This is a genomic window from Maribacter dokdonensis DSW-8 (assembly GCF_001447995.1).
Lineage (GTDB): Bacteria > Bacteroidota > Bacteroidia > Flavobacteriales > Flavobacteriaceae > Maribacter > Maribacter dokdonensis.
This window is the reverse complement of record NZ_LDPE01000007.1, coordinates 85486-103543: the sequence shown is the minus strand read 5'-3', so window position 1 is coordinate 103543 and position 18058 is coordinate 85486. Positions and strand designations below refer to the sequence as shown.

The 18058-nt window shown below is 36.5% G+C and carries 15 protein-coding genes; 7 read left to right on the top strand and 8 right to left on the bottom strand.

What is annotated here, in order from left to right:
* Positions 1-75: 75 nt before the first annotated feature.
* On the top strand, positions 76-930 hold the full coding sequence (locus I600_RS17555; protein WP_058105878.1) for an OmpA family protein: 855 nt from the start codon (positions 76-78) through the stop codon (positions 928-930).
* Between the two features lie 82 nt (positions 931-1012).
* Here I600_RS17555 and I600_RS17550 read toward each other — a convergent pair whose 3' ends face one another.
* Both I600_RS17550 and I600_RS17545 read right to left on the bottom strand, forming a co-directional pair.
* Positions 1013-1633, bottom strand: coding sequence for an L-threonylcarbamoyladenylate synthase (locus I600_RS17550; protein WP_058105877.1), 621 nt, complete (start codon positions 1631-1633; stop codon positions 1013-1015).
* Between the two features lie 42 nt (positions 1634-1675).
* A complete protein-coding gene (locus tag I600_RS17545; protein ID WP_058105876.1) occupies positions 1676-4003 on the bottom strand; it encodes an ATP-dependent helicase in 2328 nt (775 codons plus the stop codon).
* 198 nt (positions 4004-4201) lie between these two features.
* Here I600_RS17545 and I600_RS17540 point away from each other — a divergent pair, with 198 nt between their 5' ends.
* The 5 genes from I600_RS17540 to I600_RS17520 all read left to right on the top strand — a co-directional run bounded on the left by I600_RS17540 (position 4202) and on the right by I600_RS17520 (position 8926).
* A complete protein-coding gene (locus I600_RS17540; protein WP_058105875.1) occupies positions 4202-5512 on the top strand; it encodes an amidohydrolase in 1311 nt (436 codons plus the stop codon).
* 5 nt (positions 5513-5517) lie between these two features.
* A complete protein-coding gene (locus I600_RS17535; protein WP_058105874.1) occupies positions 5518-7074 on the top strand; it encodes an FMN-binding glutamate synthase family protein in 1557 nt (518 codons plus the stop codon).
* Between the two features lie 25 nt (positions 7075-7099).
* Positions 7100-7870 carry a hypothetical protein gene (locus I600_RS17530; RefSeq protein WP_157490930.1) on the top strand — a complete coding sequence of 257 codons (771 nt, stop codon included), beginning with the start codon at positions 7100-7102 and terminating at the stop codon, positions 7868-7870.
* A gap of 83 nt (positions 7871-7953) precedes the next feature.
* Entirely contained in the window at positions 7954-8472 is a 519-nt protein-coding gene (locus I600_RS17525; protein ID WP_058105872.1) for a DUF7935 family protein, read from the top strand.
* Between the two features lie 34 nt (positions 8473-8506).
* Positions 8507-8926: a DUF3995 domain-containing protein gene (locus I600_RS17520; RefSeq protein ID WP_245188916.1), complete on the top strand. Its 420-nt coding sequence runs from the start codon at positions 8507-8509 to the stop codon at positions 8924-8926.
* Positions 8927-8933: 7 nt separating this feature from the next.
* On the opposite strand, the gene I600_RS17515 is transcribed toward I600_RS17520, so the two are convergent.
* A complete protein-coding gene (locus I600_RS17515) occupies positions 8934-9848 on the bottom strand; it encodes a patatin-like phospholipase family protein (protein WP_058105870.1) in 915 nt (304 codons plus the stop codon).
* A gap of 2 nt (positions 9849-9850) precedes the next feature.
* Positions 9851-11920 carry a M1 family metallopeptidase gene (locus I600_RS17510; protein WP_058105869.1) on the bottom strand — a complete coding sequence of 690 codons (2070 nt, stop codon included), beginning with the start codon at positions 11918-11920 and terminating at the stop codon, positions 9851-9853.
* A gap of 186 nt (positions 11921-12106) precedes the next feature.
* Between I600_RS17510 and recG the strand changes: the two genes are divergently transcribed.
* Entirely contained in the window at positions 12107-14212 is a 2106-nt protein-coding gene (gene recG / locus I600_RS17505; protein WP_058105868.1) for an ATP-dependent DNA helicase RecG, read from the top strand.
* 2 nt (positions 14213-14214) lie between these two features.
* Here the strand turns inward: recG and I600_RS17500 are convergent, their stop codons facing one another.
* Genes I600_RS17500 through I600_RS17485 form a run of 4 tightly spaced genes read right to left on the bottom strand, consistent with a single transcriptional unit; the run spans position 14215 to position 18049 of the window.
* Entirely contained in the window at positions 14215-15246 is a 1032-nt protein-coding gene (locus tag I600_RS17500; protein WP_058105867.1) for an SMP-30/gluconolactonase/LRE family protein, read from the bottom strand.
* Between the two features lies 1 nt (position 15247).
* Positions 15248-15880, bottom strand: coding sequence for a bifunctional 4-hydroxy-2-oxoglutarate aldolase/2-dehydro-3-deoxy-phosphogluconate aldolase (locus I600_RS17495; RefSeq protein WP_058105866.1), 633 nt, complete (start codon positions 15878-15880; stop codon positions 15248-15250).
* Positions 15877-16884 (bottom strand): sugar kinase, encoded by a 1008-nt coding sequence (locus I600_RS17490; RefSeq protein WP_058105865.1) that lies wholly within the window; start codon positions 16882-16884, stop codon positions 15877-15879. The genes I600_RS17495 and I600_RS17490 overlap by 4 nt, the downstream gene beginning before the upstream one ends.
* 4 nt (positions 16885-16888) lie before the next feature.
* A complete protein-coding gene (locus tag I600_RS17485; RefSeq protein ID WP_058105864.1) occupies positions 16889-18049 on the bottom strand; it encodes a mandelate racemase/muconate lactonizing enzyme family protein in 1161 nt (386 codons plus the stop codon).
* Between the last annotated feature and the right edge of the window lie 9 nt (positions 18050-18058).

Genomic DNA, 18058 nt, shown 5'->3' with positions numbered 1-18058 from the left:
TGTAATTATATAATTTTGGAGTCGCTTAGATGCGAAATTGAGTAAATAACTAAATTATTATAATAGAATCAAATTATGAAAAAAGTATTATTAGGATGTCTTGGAGTAACGCTTTTACTTTCTTCTTGTGTATCATCAAAGAAGTATGCCGATCTTGAAGCAAAACACAAAAATGCCCAAGATTTATTAAACTCTGCAACTGTAAAGTTAAATGACTGTTTAGAAGAGAAAGCAACAGCTTCATCTAGACTTCAAACTTTAGAAGATCAAAATGCGTTTTTAAAGGCAAACAACCAAGAGTTGATCAACAATATGGGCAACCTAACAACTTTGACTACCAAAGGTGCTGAGAACTTAGAGAAGTCTTTAGAAAGCTTACAAGAAAAAGATTTAACTATTCGTAAGTTAAATGACGCTATTACCCGTAGAGATTCTGTAAACCTTTCATTGGTACAGAGCTTAAAAGGTGTGTTAGGAAACATGGATGACGAGGATATTGAAATCAGCGTAGAAAAAGGTGTTGTTTTCGTATCTATATCAGACAAGCTTTTATTTAGCAGCGGTAGCTATAATGTTACAAGTAGAGCTAAAGAAGTTTTAGGAAAAGTAGCTAAAGTTGTAAATAACAAGCCTGATTTTGAATTTATGGTAGAAGGTCATACAGACAACGTTCCTTACAGAGGTAACGGTTCTCTATTGGATAACTGGGATTTAAGTGTTAAACGTGCTACAGCTGTTGTTCGTATTTTACAGAACGATTTCAATGTAGACCCTAAGCGTATGACTGCCGCTGGTAGATCAGAATATGTACCGGTATCTACAACTGAAAAATCTAAAAACAGAAGAACCCGTATCGTAGTTCTTCCAAAAATTGATCAGTTCTACAGCATGATCGAAGAAGGAATGAAAGATCCTGCAATCAACAAATAATAATTGATTGTTACATATAAAATTAAAGCGGCTCAATTGAGCCGCTTTTTTTATGATTGAAATTGTGGAATAAGGATCTAACTTAAATAATATCTAAACTCCCCTTACCTTCTCTTATTACCTCTGGATAACCGGTAGACACATCTATTATAGTAGAACCTACATTACCCCCATAACCACCATCAATTACGACATCAACAAGATTATCCCATTTTTCATAGATTAATTCAGGATCGGTCGTATACTCCAAAACATCATCATCATCTCTTATAGATGTAGAGACAATAGGATTGCCCAGTTCTTCTACCAAAGCTTTGACAATACTATTATCAGGAACACGAATACCAACGGTTTTCTTTTTTTTAAATTCTTTAGGTAGATTGTTATTACCAGGAAGAATAAAGGTATAAGGACCCGGCAATGCCCTTTTCAAAATTTTAAATGTTGCGGTATCTATTTGTCTAACGTAATCTGACAGGTTACTCAAATCTGTACAAATAAATGACCAATTTGCTTTTGCCAGTTTAATACCTTTTATACGTGCTATTTTCTCCAAAGCTTTGGTATTGGTAATATCACAACCTAAACCGTATACGGTATCTGTGGGGTAAATGACCAAACCACCTTTACGTAATACATCCACCACCTTTTTTATTTCCTTGGGGTTAGGATTCTCTTCGTATATTCTGATGAACTCTGCCATAGCTTTAGGTTTTAAACCATATTGATATTAAATATACCAAAACTATCCGATCACTTCTAACTTTGCGAAACGAAGCAGTAGTTTCTTAATATCACCTTTATCAAACATTATCTCTGCCTTTCTATCGTTTCCGGCGCCTTCAATCTTCACCACTTTACCTCGCCCAAAACGAGTGTGATTGATTAGAGAACCTTCTTGTAAATTAGGGTCTATCTTATTGGTATTACCTACTGGTTCTGATAATTGTGGTTTAATTTTACGCAGCTTTTTAAGTTGACCAGAATTTGGTTGACTTATAGATGGTGGAGTTCCCCTAACCGGTTTTTGTTGTCGTAATTTACTTTTATCTACCTCACCGAAAATATCTGCATTAATCAATGATTTATAACGATAGCCACCATCTACAGGAGTAAGGTTCTCAACATATTTTTCATCTATTTCTTCCAAAAACCTACTAGGTTCGGCATCGATCAACTTACCCCAACGATATCTATTTTGTGTATATGTAAGATACGCCTGTTTCTCTGCCCTGGTCAAAGCAACATAGAACAATCTTCTTTCTTCTTCTAATTCGCTTCTGGTATTCATACTCATTCCTGAAGGAAAAAGATCTTCTTCCATACCAACAATGTAAACGTAAGGGAATTCCAATCCTTTTGCCAAGTGAATAGTCATTAAGGCAACCCTATCATCATCACCAGTATCATTGTCCAAATCAGTAGCCAAAGCTACATCTTCTAAAAATTCACTAATATTACCGGTAGCTTCATCAATTTCCTGTTGCCCTTCAACAAAATCCTTAATACCGTTTAAAAGTTCTTCAATGTTCTCCATTTTACCAATACCCTCTGGAGTTCCATCCTTTTTAAACTCTAAAAGAATACCTGTTTTCTTGGCAACATGTTCAGACAACGCAAAAGCATCGGTAGTTTCGTTCATTACCTGAAAACTTTTGATCATAGTTACAAAGTCCTGTAGCTTTCGTTTGGTACCAGAATTAATTTTTAAATCAATTCTATCAATATTCTCCATGACCTCAAAAATGGAACGATTGTAATGGTTGGCGGCTACCACCAATTTATCCAATGTTGTACCACCAATACCCCTTGCCGGAAAATTGATTACCCTTTTTAAAGCTTCTTCATCTTTTGGGTTGATGACCAAACGTAGATATGACAAAACATCTTTGATCTCTTTACGTTGGTAGAATGACAGTCCGCCATAAATACGATATGGAATATCTCTTTTACGCAAGGCATCTTCAATTGCCCTTGATTGGGAGTTTGTTCTATATAATACACAAAATTGACCATTTGTCATTTGTTGCTGCATTCTATGTTCCCAAATAGAATTTGCTACAAATCTACCTTCTTCAGCATCGGTGGTACTTCTATGAATTTTAATTGAAGGCCCATCATCATTATCTGTCCAAACCACTTTCTCAATTTGATTTTGGTTTTTCCCGATGATGGAATTGGCCGCATTTACGATATTTCTGGTAGAACGGTAATTCTGCTCTAGGCGATACATACCTACATTATCATAATCTTTTTGAAAGTTCAGAATATTGCTGATGTTCGCACCTCTAAAAGAATATATACTTTGAGCATCATCTCCTACCACACATATATTCTGAAAACGATCGGCCAATGCTTTTACGATCAAGTACTGTGAATGGTTGGTATCCTGATACTCATCTACCAAAATATATCTAAATCTATTCTGATATTTCATCAACACATCTGGGTAACGTGTCAAGAGTTCATTGGTTCGTAATAAGAGATCATCAAAATCCATTGCCCCTGCCTTAAAGCAACGGTCAACATAATTCTCATAAATATCTCCAGTTCTTGGCTTTTTGGCCATAGCATCTTGTTCAACAAGATCTGGGTCATTTCGGTAGGCCTTAACCGTGATCAAACTATTTTTAAATGATGAAATTCTATTTTGAATCTGCTTATACTTGTAGATATCCTTGTCAAGTCCCATTTCCTTGATGATAGAGGCAATTAGCCTTTGGGAATCTTGTGTGTCATAAATTGTAAAGTTGGCTGGGTAACCCAACTTGTCTCCATCTATACGCAATAACTTTGCAAAAACCGAGTGAAAGGTACCCATCCATAAGTTTTTAGCTTCACTGGCACCAACAATATGCGCAATACGTTCTTTCATTTCACGTGCCGCTTTATTGGTAAAGGTTAACGCCAAAATATTAAAGGAATCTACACCTTGCGCCATTAGATACGCAATTCTATACGTTAATACACGTGTTTTTCCAGACCCTGCCCCGGCAATAACCATTAAAGGTCCGTCTTTATGCAAAACAGGAGCTTTTTGGGCATCGTTCAATTCATCTATAAATGAGCTCAAATTTTCTTTTTTTTAGAGCCGTGAATTTAGCTATTATTGAGGGATAGTAAAAGTGAAGTCCGCTAGTTTTATAAACAAATACGGGTATTTTTTTGAAATTGATAATAAATACAAAATCACTATCATAATCTTAGTATTATGTATGTTTGATCAATATATTTGTTGAACGACTACTTTAACTAACTTTAAATATACATTATGAGAAAATTATGGTTAATGGCCATTGTACTTTTTGGGGTTTCCGTACAAGCACAAGGTCCCAATCTTGAAAAGGATTACAAAGCTATTGAAAGCAAAGTAATTGATTGGAGAAGAGAAATTCACCAAAATCCTGAATTGGGAAACCGTGAGTTTAAGACTGCCGAAAAAATAGCCAAACATTTAAAATCACTTGGCATAGAAGTACAAACAGGAGTGGCACATACCGGTGTTGTAGGTCTATTGAAAGGAGATTTACCTGGAAAAGTAGTGGCACTAAGAGCAGACATTGATGCCTTACCTGTTACAGAAAGAAATGATTTGCCATACAAATCGAACGTTACTACAGAATTTATGGGTGAAAAAGTAGGCGTAATGCATGCTTGTGGTCATGATACACATACGGCAATTCTTATGGGTGTTGCGGAAGTTATGTCCAAGAACAAAGATAAGATCAAAGGAACCGTAAAGTTCATTTTTCAACCTGCAGAAGAAGGTCCGCCACAGGGTGAAGAAGGTGGTGCACTTTTAATGGTTAAAGAAGGCGTAATGGACAGTCCTAAAGTTGATGCCATTTTTGGACTTCACATCAATTCTCAAACACCTGTGGGTACCATACGCTACAAATCTGGTGGTACTATGGCCGCGGCACAGCAATTTGTGATCAATGTAAAAGGTAAACAATCCCACGGATCGCAGCCATGGTCAGGAATAGACCCTATTTTAATTAGTGCAAAAATTATTGATGGTCTACAGACAATAATCAGTAGAGAGACAGAACTAACCAATGAAGCCGCTGTTATTACCGTAGGTAAAATAAAGAGTGGCGTACGTTTTAATATTATACCAGAATCTGCAGAAATGATCGGTACTATTAGAACGTTGGACTATGACATGAAAGACAAGCTTAACAAGCGTATGGTAGAAATGGTGAGCGATATTGCCAAAGCCTACGGTGGTGAAGCTACTTGTGTAATTACAGATGCTACCGATATTACGTATAACAACCCAGAATTAGTAGAACAAATGCTACCGACCATGAAAAGGGTTGCAGGTGAAAACAATGTTCTTTTTCAAAAAGCGGTAACCGGAGCAGAAGATTTTTCTTATTTTCAACGTGAGGCTCCAGGCTTTTTCTTTTTCTTAGGAGGAATGACACCGGGTACGACAGAATCTTACCCACATCATACGCCAGACTTTCTAATTGATGATAGTGGCTTACTTTTAGGGGTTAGAACACTAACCGAAATGAGTTTGGATTACCTAAATAGTGATCAAACGCCTCGTTTAGATATTAAACCAAAAGGATAATTTTGATGAACGATTTTTTTAATTCAATTCCAAGTCCACCATGGTGGACTTGGATTTTTTTGTTTCTTCTAATAGTTGCTATCTATGATATTTTTATTCAAAAAAAGCACACTATTAAACATAACTTTCCTATAGTAGGGCATTTACGCTATTGGTTAGAAAGTATAGGTCCTGAAATGAGGCAATATTTTGTGGCTAACAATAGAGAGGAACTTCCTTTTAATAGAATTGAAAGAGGATGGATCTATGCATCGGCAAAAAAAGAGAATAATTATGAGGGCTTTGGTTCTGACCGTGACCTTTACGCTCATCAGCACATTTTCGTGAAAAATAGAATGATGGGCTTTGTGGTTCCTGAAGGACATCCAAATGCTATTGACCCTTACTTTTTACCATGTGCAAAAGTTATGGGACAACATAATAATCGTAGAAAACCCTTTAGGCCCAGTAGTATTGTAAACGTATCGGCTATGAGTTTTGGCTCTTTATCTGCCGCAGCGGTCGAGGCCATGAATAAAGGCGTAAAAAAGGCGGGAGCATATCATAACACAGGTGAAGGTGGTTTGTCACCATACCACAAACATGGCGGGGACATTGTATTTCATTTTGGTACCGGATATTTTGGCGTAAGAACCCCAGATGGTAATTTCTCTATGGAGAAAATGAAAAAACTGGTTGAAGACAATCCGTGTATTAAAGCCATAGAGATAAAACTGTCACAAGGCGCAAAACCAGGAAAAGGTGGAGTATTACCTGGTGCAAAAATTACTCCTGAACTCGCAGAGATCAGAGGTGTGGAAGTGGGCAAAGATGTCTTATCACCCGCAACACACAAGGCATTTTCCAATGTAACAGAGCTTATGGCCCTAATTGAAGATATTGCAAATGAAACTGGTTTACCTGTAGGTATCAAAGGAGCAATAGGAAAATTGGATCAATGGGAAGAGTTGGCAGATTTAATGCTGGAGACGGGAAAAGGTCCTGACTTTATTACCGTAGATGGTGGTGAAGGTGGTACAGGTGCCGCTCCCCCATCATTTGCAGACCATGTTTCATTACCATGGGTGTACGGCTTTTCTAGTTTATACCGTGTTTTCTTGAACAGAAACCTAACCGATAGAATCGTATTTATAGGTTCAGGAAAATTAGGATTTCCGGCAAAAGCGGCAATGGCATTTGCAATGGGTGTAGACTGTATTAATGTAGCAAGAGAGGCTATGATGAGTATTGGCTGCATACAAGCGCAAGCTTGCCATAACAATACTTGCCCAACCGGTATTGCAACACAAAGTAAATGGTTACAGAAGGGAATAAACATTCCTTTAAAATCTGATCGTTTGGCACAATATTTTAGCACGTTCAGAAAAGAATTTTTAGAAATTACCCATGCTGCCGGCTATGAACACCCAAGTCAATTTACCATGGATGATGTACAGGTAAATGTAGATGATAACGACCTTAATAGGAGCTTGGCTTCTACATATGGTTACAATAAAGCCAAAGTACCTTTTACCTGTGTACAAGATTTAAAAGACTGTTCGTATCTTGGCGGCAAAAATTAGATTAACCTATTCAATGCATATTACTATGAAACGATTTTTTATATGTTCAGCTATATTCTTATTGGGATTAAGTACAATTCAAGCTCAGAAAAAAAGTGAATTGATAGAACAAAATCAAGATTTAAAATTTAAGTTGGATTCCATTTCAAAAATGGTAAGCACCTCTCAACGCAATGAGAAATTAGCAAATCAACGCTCAGACGAATACCAGTCTCAAGTTACAGAACTGCAAGATGCCAATGCCACCTTAATGAAGAACCTCAATAGTTTTGCTGCATTATCTAGCCAAAATTCAGAGAATATCAACAAAACCTTAGCAACATTAGAACGTAAGGAAAAACAATTAAAAGGAATTACCGATGCTGTGGCAAGTAATGACTCTACCGCTGTTGTTGTATTGACGAATGCAAAGCAAGTCTTAGGGGAAAACGCTAAAGTTGGTGTTACAGATGGATCTGTGATCATTTCAGAAAAATTAGATTTTTTCTTTGCCGATGGTGTAGGCTTAAATCCATCTAACGAATCTAAAGGCTGGCTTGAAAATGTAGCTAAGGTTGTCAATGCAAACCCAAAAAGCACCATAACGGTAGCAAGCTTAAATATTACCGGTGAAATGAACATAGCGCTGCAACAAGCCGCAGCTATCGCTAGTATATTGATCAAAGATTTTGGTGTTAATGGAGAGCGAGTTATTGCCGTTGGCCAAGATGGAGGGCTAAGAGAATCGTTACAAATTAAGTTTCAACCAGATTATAAAGCTTTTTATGATATGGCCAAGGGAGACGTTAAAAATTAAAATACTTGTATTTCATCGATGAAGTACTATACTAATTGAAAAATTTGGACGTTCTTGTTTCGTAAATAATAACTGATTAAAAAATGAACTCCGACCAAATTTTTCAACTTTTCGCTTATTTAATACCATCAGTAGTAACTGGTGCAATTGCTTTCTATTTCTTTAGAATGCACACCAATAATGAAGAAGGAAGACGACGTTTTCTATTGCACAAAGACTCTCAAAAAGATACATTACCAGTACGTTTACAGGCTTATGAAAGAATGGCCTTATTTTTAGAACGTATTGCCATACCAAGTTTGGTTGTTCGTGTTTCTCCACAATCCGATGATAAAAATGCTTATGAAAACTTATTGATCAAAAGCATAGAAACCGAATTTGACCACAACCTTTCCCAACAAATATATATGACAGATGAATGTTGGAATGTCATCAAAGCGGCTAAGAGCGCAACAATTCAAATGATCAGAAAAGCTGCGATGAGCAATACTGAGACAGCAGATAAATTACGAGAAGACATCTTAAACGAAACCATGGATAAAACTTCACCATCTGCCACTGCCCTATCCTTTGTTAAAAAGGAGATTGGTGACTTATGGTAATCTTTTGAAAATGAGGAATGTTTTAAAATATTGTTTGATAACAACATTTCTCGCCTTATCCATAATTCACTTTTATTGGAGTGCAGGTGGGTCAATTGGCTATAGCAGCTCATTACCAGCCGATGAAAACGGAAATATTTTACTTGCCCCAACTACAGTAGATTGTATACTTGTGGGAGTAGTTTTGCTCTTATTCGCAATTGTTTATACGCAAAACCCAAGCAATTTGAACTTTAAAGTTTTCAAGTACTTCTTTAAATTTGGGCAATGGATAATTCCTATCATATTTTTAATAAGAGCTATAGGAGAATTTAAATATGTTGGTTTTTTCAAAGAAGTAACCACAACTGAATTTGCTCAAATGGACACTTTGCTCTTTTCCCCTTTATGCTTGGGTAATGGCTGTGTTGGAATATTTCTTGCATTAAAAAACCAAAAAACTATAGATAAATAACCAATCTTTATTCGTGTTCGTTTGGCTCTATGGGGTTTGTCTCTTCATTTTTATTTTTGGCATACAAGTATCCTCTTTTCCACCAAAGTGTCATTTTTGCCTTATCAAAAATTAAAGAATTAGTCGTTAATATCGTGGGGGTATAAAACAGGTTTATAATGGCATTCTTTTGATTAGCGACCAATTTTCCAATTCTTATATTCTGATTTTCAATACGGTCAAGAATAAAACTCATCATCGTAGTAATTAACTCAAACGGATTTCGAGAAGCTACCCTGTTCATATAATTTACTTCTGTATGTAAAACAACAACATCTACTTCAGTAGCACCTCTTTTTATTGCTTCCTCAATTGGCACAATACTACCTAGACCACCATCTGCATATTCACAATAGTTTTTGCGCACCAAACTCATAAAGGGAGTGTAGTTTGCCGAAATCCATACCCAGTCACAATAATCTTCATAAGTGCAATCTTTAATTGACTTATACTCCACTTGATTTAATGAGAGGTTAGAAACTGTTATAACTACATCAGAATCTCCATTTTTTAAAGTTTCAAATTCTTCAATGGTTAAACTATTTTCAATAAGCTTTCTAAGATTTTCACTCTCACCAAAGGTCTTTTTACCGGTTAGAAAATTTCGTAAAACATTCCAATGGTTAATTGAAATTTCTTCATTACCACGAATGTTCTTCACTAGAAAAGGGCAGTTGTTAAAAATACTCTTTTGATTCACATTAGAATAGATTTCCTTAATCTTATCTAGCTTACCTAATGCCAAATGAGAGATTAGAAGACTACCAGTAGAAGTACCTACGAAAATATCATATTTTCTACCCTCTTCTTGAATAAGGTATTGAGCAACACCACCTGCAAAGGCACCTTTACTACCACCACCAGAAATAACCAATGCTTTCATTATTATTTTAATTTCGTTTTAAGATAACGCAAATCTGCTGAATTTAGTTGATTTGCCACCTTTTCAATTTCCTTTTTCTGTTCGTCGTTTTCCCATAACCTATCTAACAATAGCCTGGCATAATTTCTAAATTGCCAAGAATGATGGTTGGTAGCTTTAATTAAATTGACCAAGGCTTCATCATTTAGAGCATTAATTTCGGACAGATATTGAAAGGCCGTTTGTCTTACTTCCGGATTGTATACAGCGCTTGTATATCCCACAAGTTCTCGGTGAAAGTATACCTTCTCCGTAGGTTTATATTCGGGTGTAAACAATGCCAATGTCAACCAAAGTTGCCGAAAGCTTTTATTAGGCAAACCAACAAAATCCTTTGTTTCTTCTAAATACATAACCCTATCCTGCTCAAAACTAGACCACAAATTATATAACATTATTTCGTTGGTTACGTAACTATCATCTAATAATAGCGCTTCTGCATCCTCTTTAAGAGACTCATGTATTTTACCCATTTTCTCAGCGGCAAATTGCCTAACTTTTACATTGTCACTCGTAATCAAAACAGGTAATTCCAATGCAGAAAAGTCATTTCTTAGGCTAAGTAAGGCCAGCTTTAATTGTAATGAAAACTTAGGATTTGATAAAATTTCAGAAGGCGAAAACTCTTTTGAATTACCTGAAATTAAATCATAATATTTTTTATGGGTAGCACTATTTCTTATAAGGTACTCTTTTGCTTCTTCAATCAGGAATAAATCAGCTTCTAACCAATTCCTCCGGAAACTGTCTAAATCTTGATTACTTACTTCCTCCATTTCATTAATAAAATCAGTAACAGTCACATTTTTAAACTTATATTTATCTAAGTAAGCTTTAATTCCTGTTTTAAATGCGGAGTCCCCAATTTCTTCTCTCAAAATAGCTAAAGCCCATGCCCCTTTTTCATAAAAGGTAAGACTACTAGCCTTAGGGTTCAATAAACTCTGCCCCTCTCCTTTTTCAGAAATATCACTTAGCGTTTTAGCTGTATCAAATAGCTTCCAATAGAAATAATCGTCACCAAAAATTTCCTTTTCGGCCAAATAGGCATAATAGGTAGCAAAACCTTCATGTAACCAGTGGTGTTCACTATTCTTTTCCGTTACCAAATTACCAAACCATTGGTGCGCTAATTCATGCGCATTGATGTTTACATAATTTCTATCTATAAACGAAGTGGAATCAATAACATATGCATCAGAGAAAAAAGTAGCGCTCGGATTTTCCATGCCTGCATATAAAAAATCATGAACAGGAACCTGTTTATAATCTTGCCATGGATACGGCACACCTAATTCATTTTCTAAAAAATTAAATATCTCTTTAGTGTTCCTGTAAGTAGGTTCCACTTTTAGACTATCATTTGGGTAGTAATAGTTTTCGATAGTTATCCCACTTTCAGATGTTAATACCTGCTTTTGATATATACCTATAGCGAATGCCAACAAATAACTGCTCATAGGTTTTTTCATATCAAATAACCAAATAGCATCTTCCTCATCATTATCAGTTTTTAGAAGTAGTTTACCATTTGCAATTACTTGATATTTTTTATCGGCTTCAATGGTAAGATCAAATTCTACCTTTTCTTCCATGTCATCAAAACTAGGAAGCCAATAACTGGTATACTTTCCTTGGCCTTGCGTCCATATTTGTTCATTACCTTCTAATTCATCATCCCAACCAATAAAATAAACCGTTTGTTTAGGCTTGGCTATATACTGGATCATCAGTTTATGTGATTCACCCGCTTTGAATTTTTGTGTAATGGAAATTGTCTTTTCTGTGGCAGTGAAGTCTATATTTTCCCCATCCAGTTCTACTTTTGAAAAATCCATATTCTTTGCATCAAAAAATACGGAATCAACATTTTGTAACACATGAAAACGATAGATCACTCCGCCTTTAATCTTTTTCTCTTTAGGTAAAAAACCTAAGTAAACCTTGGCTTTAATAAAATCTACTTTATCTTGATGTTGCCCAAAAGCATAGAGGGATAAGAATAAAAAAAGGGTGAAAATTAATTTCTTCATACAGCATACCAAACAAATAACATTTCAAATTTAATGTTTTGGGGAGCACTTCCCTAACCTTTACCTGAATTGAATGTGATGCTAAACAACACTTATTTCGCCAGTTACCATTAGAACCATATTTACAAGAGCAGTAATGACATTATCCCCTTTGGGGATTAAGGGGCTTATCCCTATTTTAGTACCATGAACGCAAACTTCTTGCAAACTCCCGTAGTATACTTAAAAGGTGTTGGTCCCAATAGGGCCGAAACCTTAAAGTCAGAATTAGGAGTAAGCACCTACCAAGATTTGCTGAACCTTTTTCCTAACCGCTACATTGATAAAACCCAATATTATAAAATTGGTCAATTGCAACGTAGCAATGCCGATGTGCAGATTATTGGAAAAATCATCAATATTAAAACCGTTGAACAAAAAAAAGGTACACGGTTGGTAGCTCGTTTTAAAGATGACACAGGAGAAATAGAATTAGTCTGGTTTAGAGGTCAAAAATGGATTCGTGAAAATCTAAAATTAAACGTACCGTACGTGATATTCGGTAAATGCAATTGGTTTAATGGTACTTTCTCAATGCCCCACCCAGAGATGGAGCCATTAAAAGAGCACGAGCAAGGCACAAAAGTGTACATGCAACCCGTGTACCCATCTACGGAGAAATTAGGTAATAAAGGTATAACCAACAAGGTCATAAGCAAATTGATGCAGCAGCTTTTCATGGAAATCAACGGGAAGTTCACCGAAAGCCTTTCGGACAAATTACTGTACGAGTTAAAGCTATTGGACAAAAGTGAGGCAATGTTCAATATACATTTTCCAAAAAACCAAGAATTGCTTGCAAAAGCCCAGTGGCGATTAAAATTTGAAGAGCTCTTTTATATACAATTGCAACTGATAGGAAAAAATGTATCTCGGAAGAAAAAGATAAAAGGGTTTCCATTTCTTGAAGTTGGTGAATATTTTAAAGACTTCTACAACAACAAACTACCCTTTGAATTAACGGGAGCACAAAAAAGGGTTATAAAAGAAATACGGGCAGACCTTGGCAGTAATGCACAAATGAATAGATTGCTGCAGGGTGATGTAGGATCGGGAAAAACCATAGTTGCGGTAATGACCATGTTGTTGGCTATTGACAACGGATTTCAAGCCTGTTTAATGGCGCCTACGGAAATTCTGGCCAACCAACATTTTCAAGGCATATCAGAGTTACTGGCAGGTACTGAAATTACCTGCGCGTTACTTACGGGCTCAGTAAAAAAATCGGCTAGAAAGCCTATACATGAGCAATTGGAAAATGGGGAATTGAATATACTTATAGGAACCCATGCCCTTTTAGAGGACAAGGTTAAATACAAGAATTTAGGAATGGCTATTATCGATGAGCAACATCGGTTTGGCGTAGCGCAACGTTCTAAATTATGGCATAAAAATGAATTTCCGCCCCATATATTGGTCATGACAGCAACACCCATACCAAGAACATTGGCTATGAGCCTGTATGGTGATCTGGATATTTCTGTAATAGATGAATTACCACCTGGTAGAAAACCCATTAAAACAGTGCATCGCTATGACGGTAACAGATTAAAGGTATTTCGTTTTATACGAGATGAAATTGAAAAAGGACGCCAGGTTTATGTGGTATACCCATTAATACAGGAATCTGAAGCCATGGATTACAAAGATCTTATGGATGGCTATGAAAGTATTGTGCGCGATTTTCCACAACCAAAATATCAGATTTCCATAGTTCATGGACAAATGAAACCGGCGGACAAAGATTTTGAAATGGTGCGCTTTGTAAAGGGAGAAACACAAATAATGGTAGCCACTACAGTTATTGAAGTTGGGGTCAACGTGCCTAATGCATCGGTTATGATCATTGAAAGCGCAGAACGGTTTGGCTTATCGCAACTACACCAATTACGTGGTCGTGTTGGCCGTGGTGCCGATCAAAGTTTTTGTATTTTAATGACCGGCCATAAGCTATCTAACGACTCCAAAACCAGACTAGAAACTATGGTGGCCACAAATGACGGCTTTGAAATTGCAGAAGTAGATCTAAAACTCCGAGGGCCAGGTGACATTATGGGCACCCAACAAAGTGGTCTGTTAAATCTCAAAATTGCGGATATAGTTAAAGATAACGACATCTTAAAATCGGCTCGCTACTATGCCCTACAATTACTAAAAGAAGACCCATCTTTAAGCAAGCCAGAAAATCTAATTATTAGACATATGTATGCACAGCTGGTAAAACACAAGAATATCTGGACGTATATTAGTTAGTTTTATTTTAAAGCCAAAGCCAATATATAACTATCTGCAGTTAAAAATAATCGCTTTTCATTAGTTGTTAAGGCACAGTTAGAAGTCAATAAACCCGTGTATACTCTAGCTATAGGTTTAGCTTCTTTATTAAAAATCCACAACCCACCTGGACCCGTGGCAAAAATATAGCCTTTACTATTTGCTTTCAAACCATCTGGAAGTCCTTGTTGATCAGGTTTGCCCAACAAGTGCTTAACATCATAAAATAACTTCTTGTCAACAGCTTTACCTGGTGCTTCTAGACTATATTGAAACCAAGCACCACCAACCTTATCATCTGACACTGCTACATAAAGTAATTTGTTATCACTAGAAAGTGTAATTCCGTTCGGAAAACTCAATTCTTTATCTATTAGAATTAGTTCACCAGATCTTAAAAGACAATAAACTCCCTGAAAATCCAATTCCTTATCCTCATCTTCCATTAAGTTTCGAAGTCCGTATGGTGGATCGGTGAAATACAAATTTCCATTTTTGTCAAAAACACCGTCGTTGGGACTATTCAGCCTTTTACCTTCAAAGCTGTTTATTAAAGAAGCATACGTAGGACTTGGATTATCCAAATCTGATTTCATCACCCCAACACGCCGCTCTCCATGCTGCATAAGTACCAGCTGCCCCTGTGGACTTAACAGCAAACCGTTTGAACCCGGTCCAAAACCTGTATAATTTTCAACATCAAAACCAGAAGGGTTTAAATAAGTTACCGTATCATTCTGGGCATTCAGTTTATAGACTTTATTTTTAGGAATATCAGAAAACAAAAGGTATTGACCATCTTCTATCCACAATGGTCCCTCTACCCAATCAAAACCACTAGCTATTATTTTCAATGTACTTTTTGAGTCTAAAACCTGTAAAGCTTCATCATCTAGTATCTCAATTGAAAAGTTTGATGTTATGGATCCATCCCCCAATATTTCTTTAGTCCTAGACATTTTACAGGAAGCTGTAACAATGAATACTAGTAGGTATAGAACTTTTTTAATCATGTTAATTGGATTTTGCCTGAATTACAAAATCTTCAGATAATTTTTTACTGGCCTCAAAATCGATTTTACCGGTCTTGGCATCATTGACCACACAACCGTAACCTATACCCGATGCACCAGCTTTAAACCAATCGCCAACGTAATTCGGATTAATACCACCCACCGCAAAATATTCAATATGATCCAAAGGTGCTTTTAACGCTTTAAAATATTGAAGACCCATTGCACCGGCAGGAAAAAGTTTTACAACATCTGCTCCATTTTCGCTAGCCACACAAACCTCTGAAGGCGTCATAGCGCCCATTAAAACGGGCACATCATATTTATGGCTCAGTGCAACGACATCCACATTAGTATTTGGAGTAACCAGAAACTGTGCTCCAGCTGCTATGGCTTGCTCCGCAATTTTGACATTAATAGCTGTGCCAACTCCAATAATTTTATTTGGATACAAGGCACGAGCATTCGTAATTTCTTCTAAATAACCAGGCGTATTAGATGTAATCTCAAGAACATCTACCCCGGTTTCCAAGACAATTTTCACCAACTGGGGCACATCATTTTGACTCTTTGTACGAAGAATGGCCACAATTTTTTCATTTTTGATTCTAGCAACTATTTCTTTTCTATTCATCTTAAAACATGTCCGGAGATATTACCTTCCATTATTGATTTAATTTCATTTTCTGAACTGGTATGCTGATCTCCCTTTATAGTGTGCTTTAATGCAAAAGCCGCCGTAGAAAAATCTATAATTTCTTGATCCGCATCACCTTTATTAATACTATGTAAACAAGCAGCGGCGAAGGCATCTCCTGTGCCAAAACGATCTGTTATGTTCACCTTTATAATTTTTGCTACCGATAAGTTATTATTGGACAGCAACACACCAGATAGCTCATTCTCACTGGCAGAGCTATGCTTTCTAATCGTAAATGCCAGTTGCTCAATGCCAAACTTTTTCTTTGCCTTTAGAACAGCGTTTATAGTCTTTTCTTCAGGACAATCACCTTCAAAATCCATCTCATAAACATCTTTTAATACACCTGCATTACCAAAAAGCAAATCAGTATAACCAAGTATCTTGTTAAAAATAAGCTGTGCATCTTTATTGGATTTCCATAAGGTCCTTCTATAATTCATATCAAAAGCAACCTTAACCCCTAATTCCTTGGCTATTTTTGCAACATTTATAGTCTCTTTGGCACATTGTTCACTAAGTACAGGTGTAATACCAGAAAGAAAGATCCATTTTTTATTTCTAAGGATTTCTTCCCACGGAAACTCACCTTCTTTTATAGTACTAATTGCAGAATTTGCCCTATCATAAATAACACTTGATGGCCTAATGGAGTCACCTATCTCTATAAAGTATGTGCCAATTCTGCTGCCACCACGGACCACAAAATTAGTTTGAACACCAAACCCCTGTAAGTTTCTAACAGCTGCATCACCCAACTGATTGGACGGTAATTTGGTAACAAAAGAAATATCATTGTTCAAAACGCCCAATGCACTTGCCACATTAGATTCTGAACCAGCATAATTAACATTAAAAGTATTGCTAGAATTTATTTTCTGTCCGTGATCGTTCGGCGTTAACCGCAACATTATTTCTCCAAAAGTTACAAAGCTCATTTGATTACCAATTTGTTAATGATCCATCATTTTTTCTTAATCTAGGAATTTCAATAGGCTTGAAATCTTTAGAAAGCGCCAATTGCTCGTTAAACGCTACACCCAGACCAGGCAAATCCGATACTTTATACCGGGGACCTTCAAGAATGGGTTGCTCTGGGTAAAACTCTGGTGCATTTGTACCCATATATTGGGCAGGTGTATTTATTTCTTCTAACCAACTAAAATTTGGGCAAGAAGCCGCCAATTGTATAGTTGCTGCTGTACATATAGGTCCTAATGGATTGTGCGGCATTAAATCTATGTAATGTGTTTCTGCCATTGCCGCTACTTTTTTAGCCTCGGTCAAACCGCCCACATTACATACGTCTATGCGTGCAAATTGAGTTATATTCTGTTCAATAAAAGGCATAAACTGCCATTTACTTGCAAATTCCTCACCAATAGCAAAAGGCACATCAACCATTTGACGCAAACTTTTATAAGCTTCAGGGTTTTCATCTCTAATAGGTTCCTCAATAAAATCTAAAGTTCCTTTAGGCATTCTTTGTATGAACGAATAAGTTTCTGGTATAGACAGCCTAGTATGATAATCTATGCCCATTGTTATTTTAGAACCAATTTCTTTGCGCAATTCCGTAACCCAATCTGCCAAAAGTGCAATAGAAGTTCTTGGCTCAAAAACACCCGGGTCTTTCTGAGATTCAAACTCTGCGGGAGCCAATCGTAGCATATTCCATCCATCTTTTACCAAAATTCTTGAATAATGCAACAACTCTTCTTTTGTCGTGAAACGCACGGAAGCAAAACACTCTACATAATCTCGTTGCTTACCCCCTAAAAGATCATATATGGGAATTTCAAGAACTTTACTTTTAACATCATGCAAGGCAATATCAATTGCAGAGATAGCGGCTGTTAATACACGACCTCCTTCAAAATATTGACCACGATACATTTCTTGCCAAAGTGCACCAATTTGCCTTGGGTCCCTACCTATTAAGAAAATTTTAAAATGTTGAATAGCACCTACTACGGCTAACTCTCTACCTGAAAGACCAGATGCTCCCCATCCATGAATATTCTCATCGGTCTCTATTTTTACCACCAACTGAATACCTTTGCCTATGTTAATAGGAAATGTTTTAATATCCGTAATTCTCATTTCATAAGT

What these genes read in the sequence shown, in the direction of transcription:
- I600_RS17555 (WP_058105878.1), top strand. Translation starts at nt 76, where the DNA reads ATGAAAAAAGTATTATTAGGATGTCTTGGAGTAACGCTTTTACTTTCT.
- I600_RS17550 (WP_058105877.1), bottom strand. Translation starts at nt 1,633, where the DNA reads ATGGCAGAGTTCATCAGAATATACGAAGAGAATCCTAACCCCAAGGAA.
- I600_RS17540 (WP_058105875.1), top strand. Translation starts at nt 4,202, where the DNA reads ATGAGAAAATTATGGTTAATGGCCATTGTACTTTTTGGGGTTTCCGTA.
- I600_RS17535 (WP_058105874.1), top strand. Translation starts at nt 5,518, where the DNA reads ATGAACGATTTTTTTAATTCAATTCCAAGTCCACCATGGTGGACTTGG.
- I600_RS17530 (WP_157490930.1), top strand. Translation starts at nt 7,100, where the DNA reads ATGAAACGATTTTTTATATGTTCAGCTATATTCTTATTGGGATTAAGT.
- I600_RS17525 (WP_058105872.1), top strand. Translation starts at nt 7,954, where the DNA reads ATGAACTCCGACCAAATTTTTCAACTTTTCGCTTATTTAATACCATCA.
- I600_RS17515 (WP_058105870.1), bottom strand. Translation starts at nt 9,848, where the DNA reads ATGAAAGCATTGGTTATTTCTGGTGGTGGTAGTAAAGGTGCCTTTGCA.
- I600_RS17510 (WP_058105869.1), bottom strand. Translation starts at nt 11,920, where the DNA reads ATGAAGAAATTAATTTTCACCCTTTTTTTATTCTTATCCCTCTATGCT.
- recG (WP_058105868.1), top strand. Translation starts at nt 12,107, where the DNA reads ATGAACGCAAACTTCTTGCAAACTCCCGTAGTATACTTAAAAGGTGTT.
- I600_RS17500 (WP_058105867.1), bottom strand. Translation starts at nt 15,246, where the DNA reads ATGATTAAAAAAGTTCTATACCTACTAGTATTCATTGTTACAGCTTCC.
- I600_RS17495 (WP_058105866.1), bottom strand. Translation starts at nt 15,880, where the DNA reads ATGAATAGAAAAGAAATAGTTGCTAGAATCAAAAATGAAAAAATTGTG.
- I600_RS17490 (WP_058105865.1), bottom strand. Translation starts at nt 16,884, where the DNA reads ATGAGCTTTGTAACTTTTGGAGAAATAATGTTGCGGTTAACGCCGAAC.
- I600_RS17485 (WP_058105864.1), bottom strand. Translation starts at nt 18,049, where the DNA reads ATGAGAATTACGGATATTAAAACATTTCCTATTAACATAGGCAAAGGT.